Source organism: Sporolactobacillus kofuensis, from assembly GCF_024125425.1.
Lineage (GTDB): Bacteria > Bacillota > Bacilli > Bacillales > Sporolactobacillaceae > Sporolactobacillus > Sporolactobacillus kofuensis.
Window position 1 is genome coordinate 75,715 of record NZ_JAMXWN010000012.1, and the last position, 14,949, is coordinate 90,663.

Consider the following 14,949-nt stretch of genomic DNA (forward strand, 5'->3'; position numbering starts at 1 on the left):
TAGTTAAAGCACCTGGCGTACAAGTGCTTGATTTTTTTCAATGACCGAATCTCTACGCCGCATCTCTTCAAAGGCACAAATACTTACCTCAATTTGTTTTTCGTCAGGTTCTTTTGTGGTTAGAAGTTGCACCCAGAGACCGGGATAGCCAAGCCATCTAAGAATAGGAATATGACGAACTTTATTCGTTAATTTGAGAATCTCATAGGCTAGACCTAAATCAAGAGGAATAAGTGCGATTCGAGAAACAATTCTCAAGAACAAAGGATCCGTTGGTACAAAGAAATAAAGAAAGATGCTTATGATCGCTGTAAACATAATAAAGCTTGATCCGCAACGATAATGGAGTCTTGAATGCTTTTTCACATTTGCAACTGTAAGTGCGTCTCCACTTTCATAAGTATTTATTACTTTATGCTCGGCACCGTGATACTGGAACAATCTTTTCATTATTGGTGTTAATGATACAAAATAAACATAACTAAAGAGGAGGAGAATTTTAAAGAATCCTTCCAATAAAACTTGTGCAACAGAGCCGGAGATGATTGGTTCAAATAAGTGAGCAATTAACGCCGGAACAAGCGTGAAAATGAATTTTGCGAACAAGAATGAAAGAATGCCAAGTGCGGTTAATCCAATCATAGTTTCCAAATGGAACCCTTTGTGAGCACGCTCTTCCACGACCTTTTCTTTTCCCGGTTCTTCGTCATACACCTCGGAAGCATAGTTTAAATGTTTGGTACCAATCGCACTTGCTTCAATGATGGCAACAATGCCCCGGATAACCGGTATTTTCTTTAAGAGAGTCAATGACTGGAATTCTTTTTTTGGTGCCTCAAAGTAAGTGATTGATTGATCGTTTCTACGTACTGCAGTGACCGTTGTGTATTTGCCACCCATCATGACGCCTTCGATCACTGCTTGACCGCCATATATAGGAAGAATTTTTGCCATAACTTTATCAGCCCGATTTCTTGTGGAAAATTTAAAGTACCTATTTTTTCTTATACCTATATTTATTCTAACCGAATTTACTTAAAACCTCTAGATTAATGCAACAGAAACTGATCAATGTTGTCAATTTCACTATTAAATTGCACATATATGAAAGATAAATTTGCACTAACAAAGTATCATGACTGTAGACGGCAATTATACTAAATCGTAACCTGCATTCCCGTGTTTTCACCAAGGTCATGAAAATCCTTGATGTTAAAGGATTTTCGATTAATGGTGGCTGTATAATTATGCCAACAAGAAATCGGCATTAGGATAAAAATCCTTTATTGATGCTGATTTTTGGACACCTTGGTATATTCTCCCGATAATTTAGGTCGTAAGACTAAATTCTTTAAATTGACAGATCAATGTTTTCTTTTTCAATTGGAATCTGAACCTTATCTCTTGTTTTTTTCTTTTGGTACATGCTTTTTCCATGAATGGGCATACTGAAAGCTATGAAAATTTCAAGAAAGGTGAAGAGTCATGGCTAGAAGAAAAAAGAATGCTCATCCGAAACAAAAAGAAAAGCATCCCATCGTCAAATCATTGGGCAGAGTGTCTATTATAGGATTTTTTGGTGGATTGATTTGGTCAATTGCCGGGCTGATTTGCCATCTTCTTAATTTTTCTAAGGTTGGTCCTCATTTAGTGTTTGCCCCGTTTTCCTTTTGGACTTGGAGAAATACCATTTACGGCCAATTACTTGCGATCGTCACGATAAGTATTCTATCAATACCTATTGCTTGGCTTTATCGAGTGGCACTTGCACGGTTGAGATCCATTTGGATCGCTATAGGTTTCGGATTGATGCTCTGGGCGATTGTATTCATCCTTTTACAGCCCTTACTTGCCGGACTCCCTAAATTCACTGAACTTGGTTGGAATACGGCCACAACGACACTGTGTTTGTACGCCTTATACGGATTATTTATAGGGTACTCGATTTCATTTGACTTTGAGGAAAATTCAGGGAAGAATGCCTATTCAAATCAGTAATGCTGTGGTAAAATTGCAAGAGTGAATTTGTCTGCGCACAGGATCGACGATGCAAGCGAAATCGCCTATGGTACGGTCTTCAATGCATTAATTTCCTGAGTTTGGAAATAATGCTTTTTTCATGGGCACAAGAATTGTCGCTTTTAGCCATCGTTTTATCTTCTTTATAGAGACAAGCGAGGATAGTCCTCATTGGCAACTTGCAGCGCATTTAAAGGAGGAAGCTTATGATTTCGGTAAATGATTTTAAGACAGGTTTGACTATTGAAGTTGATGGAGATATTCTCTCTGTCATTGAATTCCAGCACGTGAAACCAGGCAAAGGTGCGGCTTTTGTACGCTCGAAATTAAGAAACCTCAGAACTGGTGCTATCCAAGAAAAGACGTTCCGTGGTGGTGAAAAAGTTAATCCAGCCCGTATTGAAAACCGCAAAATGCAATATCTCTATGCAAGCGGATCGGCTTATACATTCATGGATATGGAATCTTATGAACAAATTGAACTCGATGCAAGTCAAATTACGGAACAGTTGAACTTCTTGAAAGAAAATATGGAAGTGAACATTCAATCCTATCAAGGTGAAACGCTTGGAGTAGCACTTCCGAATACGGTTGTTCTTGAAGTAACAGAAACAGAACCCGGGATCAAAGGGGATACGGCATCCGGTGGTTCGAAACCAGCAACGCTTGAAACTGGTTATGTCGTCAGTGTACCATTCTTCGTCAATGCCGGTGACAAACTCGTCATTGATACACGTTCTGGATTATATGTATCTCGAGCATGAGATAATCTAAATTTCTACGACAGCTTCTTCGGAGGCTGTTTTTTTATGAGAAAATAAAGTACAAAATGTTCTGCTTAAGATGCAGCGAAGATCTGAGACGCCTGCGCCGAGCGAACAATCAAAGCATAATCAATGCAAAATAAGGACGGGGTGCTTTTTGCACCCTTTTTCTCATGGAAAGAATTTGAGAGAATTTCAAGGAATAGGACTCACATCTGTGAGTCCTATTCACTTTCCCTTTCTTTCAAGTTCTGAGATCAACGAATGCGTCCTGGTAAGTACGATAATGTTTGTGGTCGCTAAGCATATTGCGTACAAGCCCGCATATAGTTTGAGAAGAACGTGTTCAATACTCAAGATGTCTAGGTGATAATAATGGATCAAATTTTGCCGTATTTACCAGAATCAGTTCAGCAAATACTCCTTCATCTGCCTGAGAAGGATCAACAGATGCTTGAAGAAATTCGTTGCCGAACAGAGCGACCTCTTGAATTGATTGTAGCTGGACAAAAATGGGTCCCTACAGATCATACAACAATGCCTGTGTTCCAAAAAGAACAGGCAAAACAGTTACTTCAAAAAATTGGTAACTATTCAATCTATACGCTTGAAGAAGAGCTAAAGCGTGGCTATGTGACGATTCCCGGCGGACATCGGATCGGACTTTCCGGACGCGTGCTTACCGAGCAAGGACGCGTGCTCAGACTTCGTGATGTTACTTTTTTTAATATACGATTGGCGAAACAGAAGATTGGTGCAGCTCTACCTCTTGTTCCTTATTTGTATAATCGGCAGCGATGGTTAAACACGTTGCTCATCGGTGCACCGCAAACAGGAAAGACGACGATGTTGCGGGACATTGCCCGTCTGATCAGTGAAGGTATCCCTGAGCGTTACATCTCATCAAGAAAGACAGCGATCGTCGATGAGCGTTCAGAGATTGCTGGATGTGTAGAGGGTGTGCCGCAGAATAGACTTGGGATGAGAACGGATGTCATGGATGCCTGTCCAAAAGCAGAAGGAATGATGATGATGATTCGTTCGATGAGTCCTGAAGTTATGGTTGTGGATGAAATTGGTGGTAAAGACGATACAGCGGCACTTTTTGAAGCGTTAAATGCCGGTGTCACAGTGATGGCAACCGCGCATGGCTTTACCTTTGAACAATTATCTCACCGTCCTTCAATTAAGCCCTTAATTGATGCGCAGTTATTTGACCGTTATGTCATTTTGTCACGTCGGCATTATTCAAATAAAACGGGTTGCCGAATCATTATCCTGGATCAATTAGGACGAAAAATGACTGCGACAGAAGGGATTTGGCAGTAATGAAACTCATTGGTTCACTCATCATTTTATTTGCGTCAACTGCAATAGGCATTCTGCTCGCCAGGCAGTACAGAGACCGTCCAAGGGAAATACGTCAGTGGCGTTCTGCCCTTCAGTCTATCGAGGCAGAAATTGTATACGGAAGAGTTCCAGTCGATCAAATGGCAGTTGATCTGTCCAAGCAATTGCCCGCACCAATTAAGACTTTCTTTCAATTGCTCACTCAGCATCTGAAGCGAGACAAGCAAACCTTGCAATCGGCTTGGTCCGATTCTATTGAACGGTTTTGGCCGATGACTTCAATGAAACGACCTGAAAAGGAAATAGTGCTTCAATTTGGTTCAACACTTGGTACAGAGGATGCAGAAAATCAAAAAAAGCATATCCAACTGGCATTATCCCATTTGGAACGTGAAGAAACGGATGCTCGGCAGTCTCAAAAAGCAAATGAGAAATTATTCAGAAGTATTGGTTTCTTGACGGGTATTCTTTTTATTTTACTGTTCATCTAAATCACATTCCGATCCTAGTGATGCAAGAGAGGGGGAAGTTCCAATGTCACTTGATGTGAATACAATATTCCAAATCGCGGGTATCGGCATTATTGTTGCTATGATTCAAACCGTGTTGAAGCAAATGGGCAAAGATGATTGGGCACAATGGGTGACCCTTATCGGATTTGTTGTGATCTTGTATATGGTAGCAACATTAATTGACGATTTGTTTGAAAAAATACGGCAAGTATTTCTTTATATGTAGGTGACTTGCTGATGGAAATTCTTCAAATCGTCGGCTTGGGGCTCGCTGTCACCTTTATCGTGCTGCTCTTAAAAGAAAAAAATCAAGTATTTGCCTTGCTTGTTACCTTAGTCGCAGGAATTGTCATTTTACTCATGATGATCGATCAGATTCAACGGGTCATGAATATGTTGACCGGCATGGCACAGAGTGCACATTTGAATAATGTCTATGTGGCAACAATCCTTAAGATTATCGGTATTGCTTATATCTCTGAATTTGGTGCGCAAATCGCTCGTGATGCAGGACAAGCTTCTATGGCAGGAAAGATTGAACTAGCGGGCAAATTAATTATTCTTGTCTTGGCGATTCCAATTCTAACAGCAATTGTTGAGACGATCATGAATTTGATGCCACAAATGGGAGGGGGTTGAATGTTCTGCAAGATAAAAAAACGATACATTCACAGATTCATAATTGCTCTCGCTGTTGCTCTATGTATTCTATGTCTAGACAAGCCCGCCTCAGCAGCTCAACCAGAAAGTGATTTGAATAAATGGTCGTCTCAGCAACTGGATAAAATAGATACCGAACAAATTGAGAACTATTGGAATAAAGTGATCACCGACTACCATGGTTTTCTACCGGAAACACAACAAAACTTTAAGAGCTTTGTTCAATCGGATAAACAAGGTTTTTTCAAAGAACTGATGCAGGGCCTAGTTCGCTATTTTCTGAATGAGCTGGTCGTGAGTAGCAAATTACTTGGCACCCTAATTTTACTTACTGTTTTTGCCACACTCCTTCAGACGATTCAATCCGCATTTGAACATAAAGCGGTCTCAAAAGTTGCCTATTTTGTCGTGACGCTTGTGTTGGTGATCTTGCTCATGAACAGTTTCCGTCTTGCCATTAACTATACCAATGACACAGTTGGTGCAATGAGTCAATTTCTCGTCGCACTCATTCCTCTTATCCTAGCATTGACTGCTGCAACAGGTGGGATTGCTTCTGTCGCTTTTTTTCATCCTTTGGTTATTTTTCTTGTCAATACAGCCGGATGGCTTATTTCTACAGTCGTTATTCCACTACTTCTTATGTCTGCATTATTAGCGATTGTCAGCACGTTCTCAGATCATTACAAATTGACCAAGCTTAGTGAGCTCATGAAAAATGTTGCACTGTTTACACTTGCCGGTTTTTTTTCAATTTTTCTCGGTGTAATTTCCGTTCAGGGTGCGGCAACATCAATCTCAGATGGGTTGGTGGTAAAATCGGCAAAATTTTTTACCGGTAATTTTATACCGGTAGTAGGCCGAATGTTCACAGAGGCGGCAGATACGGTCATGGGAGCTTCGGTTCTGCTCAAAAATACGATCGGTATTGCAGGGTTATTAATTCTTCTTTGCATTACTCTTTTTCCACTTTTGAAAATTCTCTCTTTAGCCTTCATTTACAATTTAGCAGCAGCAGTCCTTCAACCACTTGGAAGCGGTCCGGTGATCGATTGCTTGGTCATTATGGCGAAAAGTATTTTCTACCTTTTTGCATCGCTCGCTGTCGTTACACTGATGTTTTTCTTAGCCATGACGATTATTATCGCTTCCGGTAATTTAACGCTAATGGTGCGATAAGGAGGGCGTATATGAGCTATCTTGTGAACTGGATTTCGCAGATTATTCTTATTGTACTTTTTGCAGTCATCCTCGAGTTGTTAATCCCAACCGGTACTTTTCAGAAATACATCAAGTTTGTTATCGGTCTTATTCTTGTTGTAGCTCTCCTGGATCCCGTTCTCAAAATCTTTCAAATTCATCCAGATCAATTGCTTAACGGTCTCGCCATTGAGCAGAAGGATGATTCAATTAAAAAAGAGACAGCTCGTCAAAAAAAAGAAATAGAAAACGCACAAGCCGCATATATTCAAGAACAAGTGGCTGTCCAAATGAATGATCAGGTGAAGGAGGAGTTGAATGAGAAATACGGATTACAAATCACACATATGGACGTTTCTGCAAAGCAAAAAAATCGGCAGGAGATGTCTGTCGACAACGTCACTGTCATTCTTGAAAAGACAACGCGCAACCATCGCGATCAGGAATCCGGAATTCGGACCATTCAACCCGTTAAGAATGTATCGATCAACCTAGACGATCCAGATAACTCAAAACAAACGGTGCATGAACACAATGAGATGAATAAGGTCCGCTCCTTCCTAGCAAAACGATGGGCACTCAATAAGAGACTCATCACAGTACACATGGAAGGAGGGGATTGAACTCGTGAGACGATGGATTGAACGCTTTAGACGTATGGTATTTGGCGAACGCGATAAGGACGGGCAGCCGGTGAAAAATAAAAAAGGAACATTATTTAAACTTGTTGCACTTGTACTTATCGGTGTAGTGCTCCTTGCAGGCAACCGATTTTTTGCGAGCAGTGCACAAACTCAGAAACCGGCAGATCAACAAGCGTTCAGTAACCATGATTCAAAAGATCTTTCAGAGATAAAGTCTGATATAGGAAAGCAATCCATGACATCAATTGAAAAGAATGAATCCTATGTCAATCAGAATTTAAAAAATATACTTGAGCAAATCCGAGGCGTCTCTGATGTTTCAGTCATGGTAACTTTTGCATCGACAGAAAAAAATATTTATCAAAACAACGTAAAAACACAGGATAATCAAACGAGTGAAACCGATCAAAAAGGCGGAAAGCGAGAAGTCGTTGAGCGAAATGAAGATTCTGAAGTTGTCTTGATTGATAAAGATGGGAACAAGGTTCCGGTAGTTATCGGGAAAGAACAGCCAACTGTGCGAGGGGTCATCGTTGTTGCACGAGGTGCCGAGCAGTCAACGACGAAAGTTCAAATTATGGAAGCTGTCTCGACCGTTTTAGATATTCCAACTTATAAAGTTAAAGTTCTCGAGAAGAATGAATGAGGAGGTATTACCATGATAAAGAAACAAACCGTTTGGCTATTAACAATGCTAAGTTTGATTGTTGTGTTATCCGTATACGCCTTATCAACGCCTGGAAATTCTTCTGATCAGGCTTCATCATCCACAGCTGGAAAATCAAAATCAGTTGCTACGGATGTGAAAAACAATAAATCTGTAAAAGCAAGTGCTGTCGAAACAAAATTGGCGGATATTGAACTTAGCAAAGATGATGAACGAGCAAGTCTTGAGAAAAAGTACGAAAGTGTCATCGCTTCCGGTAAGAGCTCCGCAAAAGAGGTTAGTGCTGCTTATGATAAAATGGCATCTTTGAAGACACTTGCTGATAATGAGACAATGCTTGAAGATGTAATTCAATCTAAAGGTTATAAGAATAGTGTTGTAAAGACAAGTGGAACTCAGGTTCAAATTTATGTGGATTCGAAAAAATTAACGGATAAACAAGCCAATCAATTGATACAGCTTACAAATGAATATCTCGGTACAGGAAGAATTGTGAGCGTCACATACGCATTAAATCAAGACTGAAGAAGAAATCCACGATTTTTGAAGATTTTTTGATTTAATTTAGGTAGAATAGAGACTGTTGCGATTGTCCGTGACAGTTTTTTTGTGCTTTAATCGGGAACTTATTATAAGAGTAGAACGCGTATAACAAAGATTTCCCGATTAAGGACAGCTTGCCGAAGTTAATTTTTTTTGTGAGATTCGGAACTTTATAGTCATGGGGTTCGTATGACTTAATGTTTCTATTTTTCGAAAGAAAATTCGTGATTAAATACGTTGACCGCTTAACGGACTTGAGTTCATCATCAGAATCAGGCATTATTATATTGATATGCTATAATTGAGATTAAAGCGGATGGGACAAGGGAGTGCTGGATTTGTTAAGTATTGAAGACATTAAAGCATTGATAAAGGAGATGGACACATCTTCAATCAGCGAACTGAAATTTGAATCAGAAGATGCAAAAATCACGCTGAGAAAAGCAGCCGCTGTGGCAAATAAAACGGTTCTTCAAGCGGTGCCACAGCCGGCAGAAGTACAGGCACCAGTGGCACAACCTGCTCCTCAAACTGCGCAGGTAGCAGAAGCAAAGTCTGTTGAAAAGATTGAAGACTCATCTCTGCACAAGATAACTGCCCCGATGGTTGGTACCTTCTATTCATCTTCATCACCGGAATCAGGTGCCTTTGTATCAAAGGGCTCTAAAGTCGATAGCAAAACAGTTGTTTGCATCGTTGAAGCAATGAAGCTTTTCAATGAAATAGAAGCAGAATGCAAAGGAACAATTGTTGATATTCTTGCAGAAGACGGACAGCTTGTTGAATACGGTCAGCCGTTGTTTTTAGTTAAGGAAGATTAAGGGGTTTAATTATCAATGATAAAAAAAGTGCTTGTAGCGAATAGAGGAGAAATTGCGGTTAGAATTATCCGTGCTTGTAAAGAATTGAACATAGAATCGGTAGCCGTTTATTCTCAAGCCGATAAAGATGCCTTACATGTGCAATTGGCCGATGAAGCGTATTGCATCGGACCTAATTCACCGAAGGACAGTTACTTAAGTTACACCAATATGATCAGTGTAGCGACACTTACGGGTTGCGATGCTGTTCATCCAGGATATGGATTCTTGTCTGAGAATGCTGATTTTGCTGAGATGTGTGAGGAATGTAATTTAATTTTCATCGGACCAAGCTCAGATGCGATTAGTAAGATGGGGATCAAGGATATTGCAAAGCAAACGATGAAAAATGCCGGCGTTCCTGTGGTACCTGGATCAAACGGTATCATTGAGAGTGCGGAAGATGGAGTGAAAATTGCCAATGATATCGGTTATCCTGTATTGATAAAGGCAACAGCCGGTGGTGGCGGTAAGGGTATTCGTGTTGCAAGAGACGAGAAGGAACTTCGCCATGGTATTCAAATTACGCAACAAGAAGCAGATACATCTTTTGGTAATTCCGGAGTGTATATTGAAAAGTACATCGAGGATTTCCGTCATGTGGAAATTCAAGTACTCGCGGATACACAAGGACATGTCATCCATCTGGGAGAACGGGACTGTACCATTCAACGACGTCTACAGAAATTGCTAGAAGAGTCACCGTCGCCCGCACTTGATGAAGCAAAGCGACAAGAAATGGGTAGAGCAGCCGTTCGTGCGGCTCGCGCTGTAAATTATCGTGGCGCCGGAACAATCGAGTTCATCTATGAACCCAATGGCTCGTTCTACTTTATGGAAATGAATACGAGAATCCAGGTTGAGCATGGTGTTACGGAATATGTTACCGGTCTGGATCTTGTAAAGGAACAATTACGAGTTGCTTCCGGAGTGCCATTATCTGTGAAACAAGAAGATGTACACTTGCAAGGACATGCCATTGAATGCAGAATTAATGCTGAAGATCCTGAAAAGAATTTTATGCCTTCTTGCGGACGGGTAGAAACGTATCTTGCTCCAGGAGGTCCCGGCGTTCGTATTGATTCAGCTGTCTATCAAGGATATTTTATTCCTCCATACTACGATTCCATGGTTGCTAAAGTCATTACCTATGGGAAGACAAGAGAAGACGCGATTGAGACAATGAAACGGGCACTTGGCGAATATGTTATTGAAGGGATAAAAACAACGATTCCTTTCCATCAGCGCCTTCTGCAACATCCGGTTTTTGAAAGCGGCAAGTTTAATACAAAATTTTTAAAGAAGTATCCACTAAACGAGCAAAGTTAATCATGGAGGTGTGACATTCATGCCGGAAAACGAAAATCGAACGATTGAGGTTGAAGAGCAGCAAGAAGATTTGGGGAAGATTGAAATTTCTCCGGAGGTTATCGAAGTGATTTCGAGTCTTGCAGCTGTCGAAGTTGTCGGCGTGGGCGACTTACACGGCAACTTTGCCTCGGGAATGGTTGAAAAACTTGGCGGTCGAAACTATCGTAAGGGCGTTAAAGTCGACTTAACCGATGAAGGTATCAATATAGACGTTCAACTAACGATGAATTATGGGGTCTCGATTCCAGAAGTAGCTGAAAAAGTTCAAGATAATATTGCTCAAGCATTAAAAAGAATGACAGCATTGGACGTTCATGAGATTAATATCCATGTTGTTGGTGTTCGGTTTGAGAATAATAAGGAAAAGACGATTGCAGAGATTGATTGAGAAGCAAAGGGGTATCTTAACCCCTTTGCTTCTTTCCGTGTATTTTCCGCGCATAATAAAAGCACCAATTAAAGAATATTGACAAGCAAGTAATGAAAGGAAGTCAGTGATGAATCGAAGAGAAGCACGAAAAATGGCACTGCAAGCGTTGTTCCAAATGACGCTCAGCGCTACTGAAAAAGAAACAGCTTTGGCAGCTGTGAATGAAAGCGGTCGACCAATCGATCCGTTCGTTAGCCAACTCCTTGACTATACAATCGAGAACGAAGCAGAAATTGACCGTCTGATCAGCAAACATTTGAAAAACTGGTCGCTCGAGCGCGTGGGCAACATTGATAAAACAATTTTGCGGTTAGCCGTGTGTGAGATTCTTTACTTCCATGATATTCCAACGACAGTTACTGTAAATGAAGCAGTTGAGCTCTGCAAAATTTACAGTGATGAACAAACAAGAAAATTTGTAAATGGTGTTTTAGCAGGTATCTCTAAGGAAATTGGACCCGAAAAAACAGACAAATAAAGATTAAAAAGGATGGATGACTGATGGGCGCACAATTAATTGACGGAAAAGCAATTGCAGCAGCAAAACGGCAAGCGATGAAAACGCGTATTGAATCAATGAAAGCACAAGGTTTTGTACCTGGACTTGCCGTAATTCTTGTTGGAGAAAATCCAGCTTCGATGTCCTATGTCAAGGGTAAGATCCGTGATTGCAAAGAAGTAGGCATTTATTCTGAACTTATTCGATTTCCTGAGACAGTAACAGAAGAGCGCTTACTCGCTGAGATTGATAAACTCAATGAAGATAAGACCATTCATGGCATTCTGGTTCAATTGCCTCTACCGAGTCAGATATCAGAACAAAAAGTAATCCAAGCCATTCGTCCTGAAAAGGATGTCGATGGTTTTCATCCGATTAATGTGGGTCGTCTAGTTACAAAACAAGAAGGATTCGTGTCCTGTACACCAGCCGGAATCATTGAGATGCTTAAAGCAATTGATGTGCCTGTTGCCGGAAAGCATGTCGTCGTTGTCGGACGAAGCAACATAGTCGGCAAACCGGCTTCGCTATTATTCTTAAACTTGGATGCAACTGTGACTATTTGTCACTCTAAGACCAAGCCGCTATCAAAATATACTCAACAAGCCGATATCCTGGTAGCTGCAGTAGGGCGAGAAGCACTTATACACGCGGAAGATATCAAGCCAGGTGCAATTGTCATTGATGTAGGGATGAACCGAAATGCTGCCGGAAAACTTGTTGGTGATGTTGCCTTTGAAGAAGTAAAAGAGAAAGCAGGGTTCATTACACCAGTTCCAGGCGGTGTTGGTCCAATGACACGCGTTATGCTGCTTGAAAATACGCTTCTTGCCGCAGATCGGCAGAATAAGAAAGGGTAACCGTTAATGGATCAAGATCGTTACATTAGTGTGACCAAACTGACGCGCTATATCAAACAATTAATGGAGACCGATGGCAATCTGCAAAATGTTTGGCTTCGGGGTGAGATCTCAAATTATAAGAAACACTCACGGGGACATCTCTATCTCACCATTAAAGACAAGAATTCAAGGATTCGCGCAGTGATGTTTGCCGGTAACGCAAGACAGCTGACATTTGTACCTGAGGATGGTATGAAAGTTCTGGTACAGGGTGCCGTGGCTTTGTATGAGCCCTATGGTGAGTATCAGATCTATATTCGTGATATGGAACAAGATGGTCTAGGTCGTTTATATCTCGCCTATGAAGCATTGAAAAAGAAACTTCAAGAATTAGGTATGTTTGATCCCGCGATTAAAAAAGCAATACCAGAAGTTCCTTATCAAATTGGTATTATTACCTCAACGACAGGTGCGGCAATCCGAGATCTTTTTACAACCATTAAGCGGAGATTTCCCGCAGCTCGATTGACTGTTTTTCCTGTACTTGTACAAGGAGCAGAAGCTGCCCCGTCGATTGCTGCTGCGATTGATCAAGCAAATCGACTTGATTCGCTCGATGTATTGATTGTTGGTAGAGGTGGCGGCTCGATTGAAGATTTATGGGCTTTTAATGAGGAAATCGTCGCCAATGCTATTTATCGTTCAAAAATACCTATTATTTCGGCTGTGGGTCATGAGACGGACTTTACCATTGCTGATTTTGTTGCGGATAAACGTGCACCGACACCTACTGCGGCCGGTGAATTTGCAGTGCCTGATGTCGTCGAATTGAGTCGGCATATCGATCAATTAACTACTCGGCTATCCCAGGCTATGAATGGTCGCCTACGTGAGGAAAAAACAAGATTGCATCGACTTCGCGGTTCCTATGCATTTAAATTTCCAGGGCAATTAGTGCTTCAAAAGGAGCAGGAATGTGATCGGCTATTGGAACGCTTAGGACAATCTGCGAAGCATCAATTACAGCACAAGCAGAATCAATTGGTGATGGCTGACAGATTATTAGCACAGAGCAAGCCGAATGAACTCCTAAACCGAGCCGAAAAACAGTTGAACGAACGTATGCAACATTTCCTACGTGCGTTCGCCACGTATCGTCATTCAAAAGAGAGTCAATTTGATAAGCTACTTACACAATTGAATAGTCTTAGTCCTTTGAAGATCATGAGTCGTGGGTACGGTTTAGCCTTTGACGCAAACAATCAATTAATTAAAACCGTTCAAAGCGTGTCCCCAGGGGACTCTGTAACGGTGCGAATGCATGATGGGAAGTTAGACTGTCAAGTATGGGGTATGGGGTATAGAGGAGGCGAATGAACATGTTTGAAGCAGATGAAGAGAAAGATCATACACCAGCATTTGAAGAAGCTATGGGTAAACTTGAACAGATAGTCAAGCAACTGGAAGAGAATGAAGTGCCATTGGAAAAAGCGATAGCGCTCTTTCAAGAAGGTGTGGCTTTGTCCAAGCTGTGCCATGATAAGCTTGAAAATGTTGAGAAGCAAATGGACCAACTCATGGATCCGAGTGGTGAAACAAAGCCGTTTTCCGTTCAGGGAGATGAACGTGAATGACTACTGATCGACTCAGCATCTATTTAACTGAAACACGAACCTGGTTTGAAGCATGTATTCCTTCAATTTTCCAAAGTGCCGAAATTACTCCGAAACTGAAACAGGCGATGCTCTATTCGCTCCAGGCAGGAGGAAAAAGGATTCGTCCAATTTTACTTTTTGCGACACTTCACCTATTGAACAAAGATAAAATGATTGGCTTGTCGACTGCTCTTGGTCTAGAAATGATCCATACGTATTCGCTTATCCATGACGATTTACCGGCAATGGACGATGATGATTTGAGAAGAGGGAAACCGACCAATCATGTCATTTTTGGTGAGGGAACAGCCGTATTAGCTGGCGATGCTCTATTGACTGCAGCTTTTGAAGTGATCGCGAAGGATCCCCATTTGGACACGCAAACCAAAAGCAAAGTATTAGGAATGTTGGCGGAAGCTGCAGGGCCGGAAGGAATGGTTGGCGGGCAAGAAGATGATCTTGAAGCAGAAGGGCACACACTTCAATTAGACGACTTAATTTCCATCCACCGCAGGAAAACCGGCAAATTAATTCGTTTCTCGGTAGAAGTTGGCGCGGTATTAGCAAATGCTACGGAATTGCAAACAGAATCCCTGATCCGTTACTCTGAGCATATTGGTTTAGCTTTCCAAATTGGTGATGATATCCTGGATATCATTGGCGATGAGGAAAAAATAGGAAAACCGGTCGGTAGTGATCTCACGAATAATAAGAGCACGTACGTCAGCCTGTTGGGGATGGATGGCGCTAAAGAGAAGCTGGAACAGCAAGTGAGTGCTGCAATCGCTAGTCTCCGCGAAATTGGCCTGGAAGACAGTCTGCTTGCCGAATTTGCGACCTATCTCTTGCATCGGACGCATTAAATGTAAAATTATATGATCTTTATTTGAGGGTTTGTCAAATTTGTGATAAAATGAATTGCATTAAATTGAT

At 41.3% G+C, this 14,949-nt stretch carries 19 protein-coding genes; 18 read left to right on the forward strand and 1 reads right to left on the reverse strand.

Translation table 11 applies throughout. The features are described 5' to 3' along the window. Positions 1 to 3 precede the first annotated feature (3 nt). Positions 4 to 954, reverse strand: coding sequence for a DUF1385 domain-containing protein (locus tag NIE32_RS10705; RefSeq protein ID WP_253076885.1), 951 nt, complete (start codon positions 952 to 954; stop codon positions 4 to 6). 531 nt (positions 955 to 1,485) lie between these two features. Here NIE32_RS10705 and NIE32_RS10710 point away from each other — a divergent pair. The 18 genes from NIE32_RS10710 to NIE32_RS10795 all read left to right on the forward strand — a co-directional run bounded on the left by NIE32_RS10710 (position 1,486) and on the right by NIE32_RS10795 (position 14,879). Further along, complete coding sequence (locus NIE32_RS10710) at positions 1,486 to 1,998, forward strand: YqhR family membrane protein (protein ID WP_253076886.1); 513 nt, start codon at positions 1,486 to 1,488, stop codon at positions 1,996 to 1,998. A 227-nt stretch (positions 1,999 to 2,225) separates the two neighbouring features. Next, complete coding sequence (gene efp / locus NIE32_RS10715; protein WP_253076887.1) at positions 2,226 to 2,783, forward strand: elongation factor P; 558 nt, start codon at positions 2,226 to 2,228, stop codon at positions 2,781 to 2,783. 375 nt (positions 2,784 to 3,158) lie between these two features. Beyond that, positions 3,159 to 4,112 (forward strand): stage III sporulation protein AA, encoded by a 954-nt coding sequence (gene spoIIIAA / locus NIE32_RS10720; protein WP_253076888.1) that lies wholly within the window; start codon positions 3,159 to 3,161, stop codon positions 4,110 to 4,112. Then, entirely contained in the window at positions 4,112 to 4,624 is a 513-nt protein-coding gene (gene spoIIIAB / locus NIE32_RS10725) for a stage III sporulation protein SpoIIIAB (protein WP_253076889.1), read from the forward strand. The genes spoIIIAA and spoIIIAB overlap by 1 nt, the downstream gene beginning before the upstream one ends. A gap of 43 nt (positions 4,625 to 4,667) precedes the next feature. Continuing rightward, positions 4,668 to 4,871, forward strand: a complete 204-nt coding sequence (spoIIIAC, locus tag NIE32_RS10730) for a stage III sporulation protein AC (protein WP_253076890.1) — start codon at positions 4,668 to 4,670, stop codon at positions 4,869 to 4,871. 5 nt (positions 4,872 to 4,876) lie between these two features. Next, the gene (gene spoIIIAD / locus NIE32_RS10735; protein ID WP_253076891.1) at positions 4,877 to 5,284 is read left to right on the forward strand and encodes a stage III sporulation protein AD; all 408 of its coding nucleotides are present in this window, start codon (positions 4,877 to 4,879) and stop codon (positions 5,282 to 5,284) included. Further along, positions 5,285 to 6,484: a stage III sporulation protein AE gene (spoIIIAE, locus tag NIE32_RS10740; protein ID WP_253076892.1), complete on the forward strand. Its 1,200-nt coding sequence runs from the start codon at positions 5,285 to 5,287 to the stop codon at positions 6,482 to 6,484. 11 nt (positions 6,485 to 6,495) lie between these two features. After that, the gene (spoIIIAF, locus tag NIE32_RS10745; RefSeq protein WP_253076893.1) at positions 6,496 to 7,128 is read left to right on the forward strand and encodes a stage III sporulation protein AF; all 633 of its coding nucleotides are present in this window, start codon (positions 6,496 to 6,498) and stop codon (positions 7,126 to 7,128) included. Positions 7,129 to 7,132: 4 nt separating this feature from the next. After that, positions 7,133 to 7,795, forward strand: a complete 663-nt coding sequence (gene spoIIIAG, locus NIE32_RS10750) for a stage III sporulation protein AG (RefSeq protein ID WP_253076894.1) — start codon at positions 7,133 to 7,135, stop codon at positions 7,793 to 7,795. A 12-nt stretch (positions 7,796 to 7,807) separates the two neighbouring features. Beyond that, entirely contained in the window at positions 7,808 to 8,341 is a 534-nt protein-coding gene (locus tag NIE32_RS10755) for a SpoIIIAH-like family protein (protein ID WP_253076895.1), read from the forward strand. A 356-nt stretch (positions 8,342 to 8,697) separates the two neighbouring features. Further along, positions 8,698 to 9,180, forward strand: a complete 483-nt coding sequence (accB, locus tag NIE32_RS10760; RefSeq protein ID WP_253076896.1) for an acetyl-CoA carboxylase biotin carboxyl carrier protein — start codon at positions 8,698 to 8,700, stop codon at positions 9,178 to 9,180. A 15-nt stretch (positions 9,181 to 9,195) separates the two neighbouring features. Continuing rightward, complete coding sequence (accC, locus tag NIE32_RS10765; protein ID WP_253076897.1) at positions 9,196 to 10,548, forward strand: acetyl-CoA carboxylase biotin carboxylase subunit; 1,353 nt, start codon at positions 9,196 to 9,198, stop codon at positions 10,546 to 10,548. Positions 10,549 to 10,567: 19 nt separating this feature from the next. Continuing rightward, positions 10,568 to 10,978, forward strand: a complete 411-nt coding sequence (locus NIE32_RS10770; protein WP_253076898.1) for an Asp23/Gls24 family envelope stress response protein — start codon at positions 10,568 to 10,570, stop codon at positions 10,976 to 10,978. A gap of 109 nt (positions 10,979 to 11,087) precedes the next feature. Beyond that, on the forward strand, positions 11,088 to 11,498 hold the full coding sequence (gene nusB, locus NIE32_RS10775; RefSeq protein WP_253076899.1) for a transcription antitermination factor NusB: 411 nt from the start codon (positions 11,088 to 11,090) through the stop codon (positions 11,496 to 11,498). A gap of 23 nt (positions 11,499 to 11,521) precedes the next feature. Further along, positions 11,522 to 12,379: a bifunctional methylenetetrahydrofolate dehydrogenase/methenyltetrahydrofolate cyclohydrolase FolD gene (folD, locus tag NIE32_RS10780; protein WP_253076900.1), complete on the forward strand. Its 858-nt coding sequence runs from the start codon at positions 11,522 to 11,524 to the stop codon at positions 12,377 to 12,379. 6 nt (positions 12,380 to 12,385) lie between these two features. Beyond that, on the forward strand, positions 12,386 to 13,738 hold the full coding sequence (xseA, locus tag NIE32_RS10785) for an exodeoxyribonuclease VII large subunit (protein ID WP_253076901.1): 1,353 nt from the start codon (positions 12,386 to 12,388) through the stop codon (positions 13,736 to 13,738). Between the two features lie 2 nt (positions 13,739 to 13,740). Next, the gene (xseB, locus tag NIE32_RS10790) at positions 13,741 to 13,995 is read left to right on the forward strand and encodes an exodeoxyribonuclease VII small subunit (protein ID WP_253076902.1); all 255 of its coding nucleotides are present in this window, start codon (positions 13,741 to 13,743) and stop codon (positions 13,993 to 13,995) included. Continuing rightward, positions 13,992 to 14,879 (forward strand): polyprenyl synthetase family protein, encoded by an 888-nt coding sequence (locus tag NIE32_RS10795; RefSeq protein WP_290443583.1) that lies wholly within the window; start codon positions 13,992 to 13,994, stop codon positions 14,877 to 14,879. The genes xseB and NIE32_RS10795 overlap by 4 nt, the downstream gene beginning before the upstream one ends. Positions 14,880 to 14,949 lie beyond the last annotated feature (70 nt).

What these genes read in the sequence shown, in the direction of transcription:
- NIE32_RS10705 (WP_253076885.1), bottom strand. Translation starts at nt 954, where the DNA reads ATGGCAAAAATTCTTCCTATATATGGCGGTCAAGCAGTGATCGAAGGC.
- NIE32_RS10710 (WP_253076886.1), top strand. Translation starts at nt 1,486, where the DNA reads ATGGCTAGAAGAAAAAAGAATGCTCATCCGAAACAAAAAGAAAAGCAT.
- efp (WP_253076887.1), top strand. Translation starts at nt 2,226, where the DNA reads ATGATTTCGGTAAATGATTTTAAGACAGGTTTGACTATTGAAGTTGAT.
- spoIIIAA (WP_253076888.1), top strand. Translation starts at nt 3,159, where the DNA reads ATGGATCAAATTTTGCCGTATTTACCAGAATCAGTTCAGCAAATACTC.
- spoIIIAB (WP_253076889.1), top strand. Translation starts at nt 4,112, where the DNA reads ATGAAACTCATTGGTTCACTCATCATTTTATTTGCGTCAACTGCAATA.
- spoIIIAC (WP_253076890.1), top strand. Translation starts at nt 4,668, where the DNA reads ATGTCACTTGATGTGAATACAATATTCCAAATCGCGGGTATCGGCATT.
- spoIIIAE (WP_253076892.1), top strand. Translation starts at nt 5,285, where the DNA reads ATGTTCTGCAAGATAAAAAAACGATACATTCACAGATTCATAATTGCT.
- spoIIIAF (WP_253076893.1), top strand. Translation starts at nt 6,496, where the DNA reads ATGAGCTATCTTGTGAACTGGATTTCGCAGATTATTCTTATTGTACTT.
- NIE32_RS10755 (WP_253076895.1), top strand. Translation starts at nt 7,808, where the DNA reads ATGATAAAGAAACAAACCGTTTGGCTATTAACAATGCTAAGTTTGATT.
- accC (WP_253076897.1), top strand. Translation starts at nt 9,196, where the DNA reads ATGATAAAAAAAGTGCTTGTAGCGAATAGAGGAGAAATTGCGGTTAGA.
- NIE32_RS10770 (WP_253076898.1), top strand. Translation starts at nt 10,568, where the DNA reads ATGCCGGAAAACGAAAATCGAACGATTGAGGTTGAAGAGCAGCAAGAA.
- nusB (WP_253076899.1), top strand. Translation starts at nt 11,088, where the DNA reads ATGAATCGAAGAGAAGCACGAAAAATGGCACTGCAAGCGTTGTTCCAA.
- folD (WP_253076900.1), top strand. Translation starts at nt 11,522, where the DNA reads ATGGGCGCACAATTAATTGACGGAAAAGCAATTGCAGCAGCAAAACGG.
- xseA (WP_253076901.1), top strand. Translation starts at nt 12,386, where the DNA reads ATGGATCAAGATCGTTACATTAGTGTGACCAAACTGACGCGCTATATC.
- xseB (WP_253076902.1), top strand. Translation starts at nt 13,741, where the DNA reads ATGTTTGAAGCAGATGAAGAGAAAGATCATACACCAGCATTTGAAGAA.
- NIE32_RS10795 (WP_290443583.1), top strand. Translation starts at nt 13,992, where the DNA reads ATGACTACTGATCGACTCAGCATCTATTTAACTGAAACACGAACCTGG.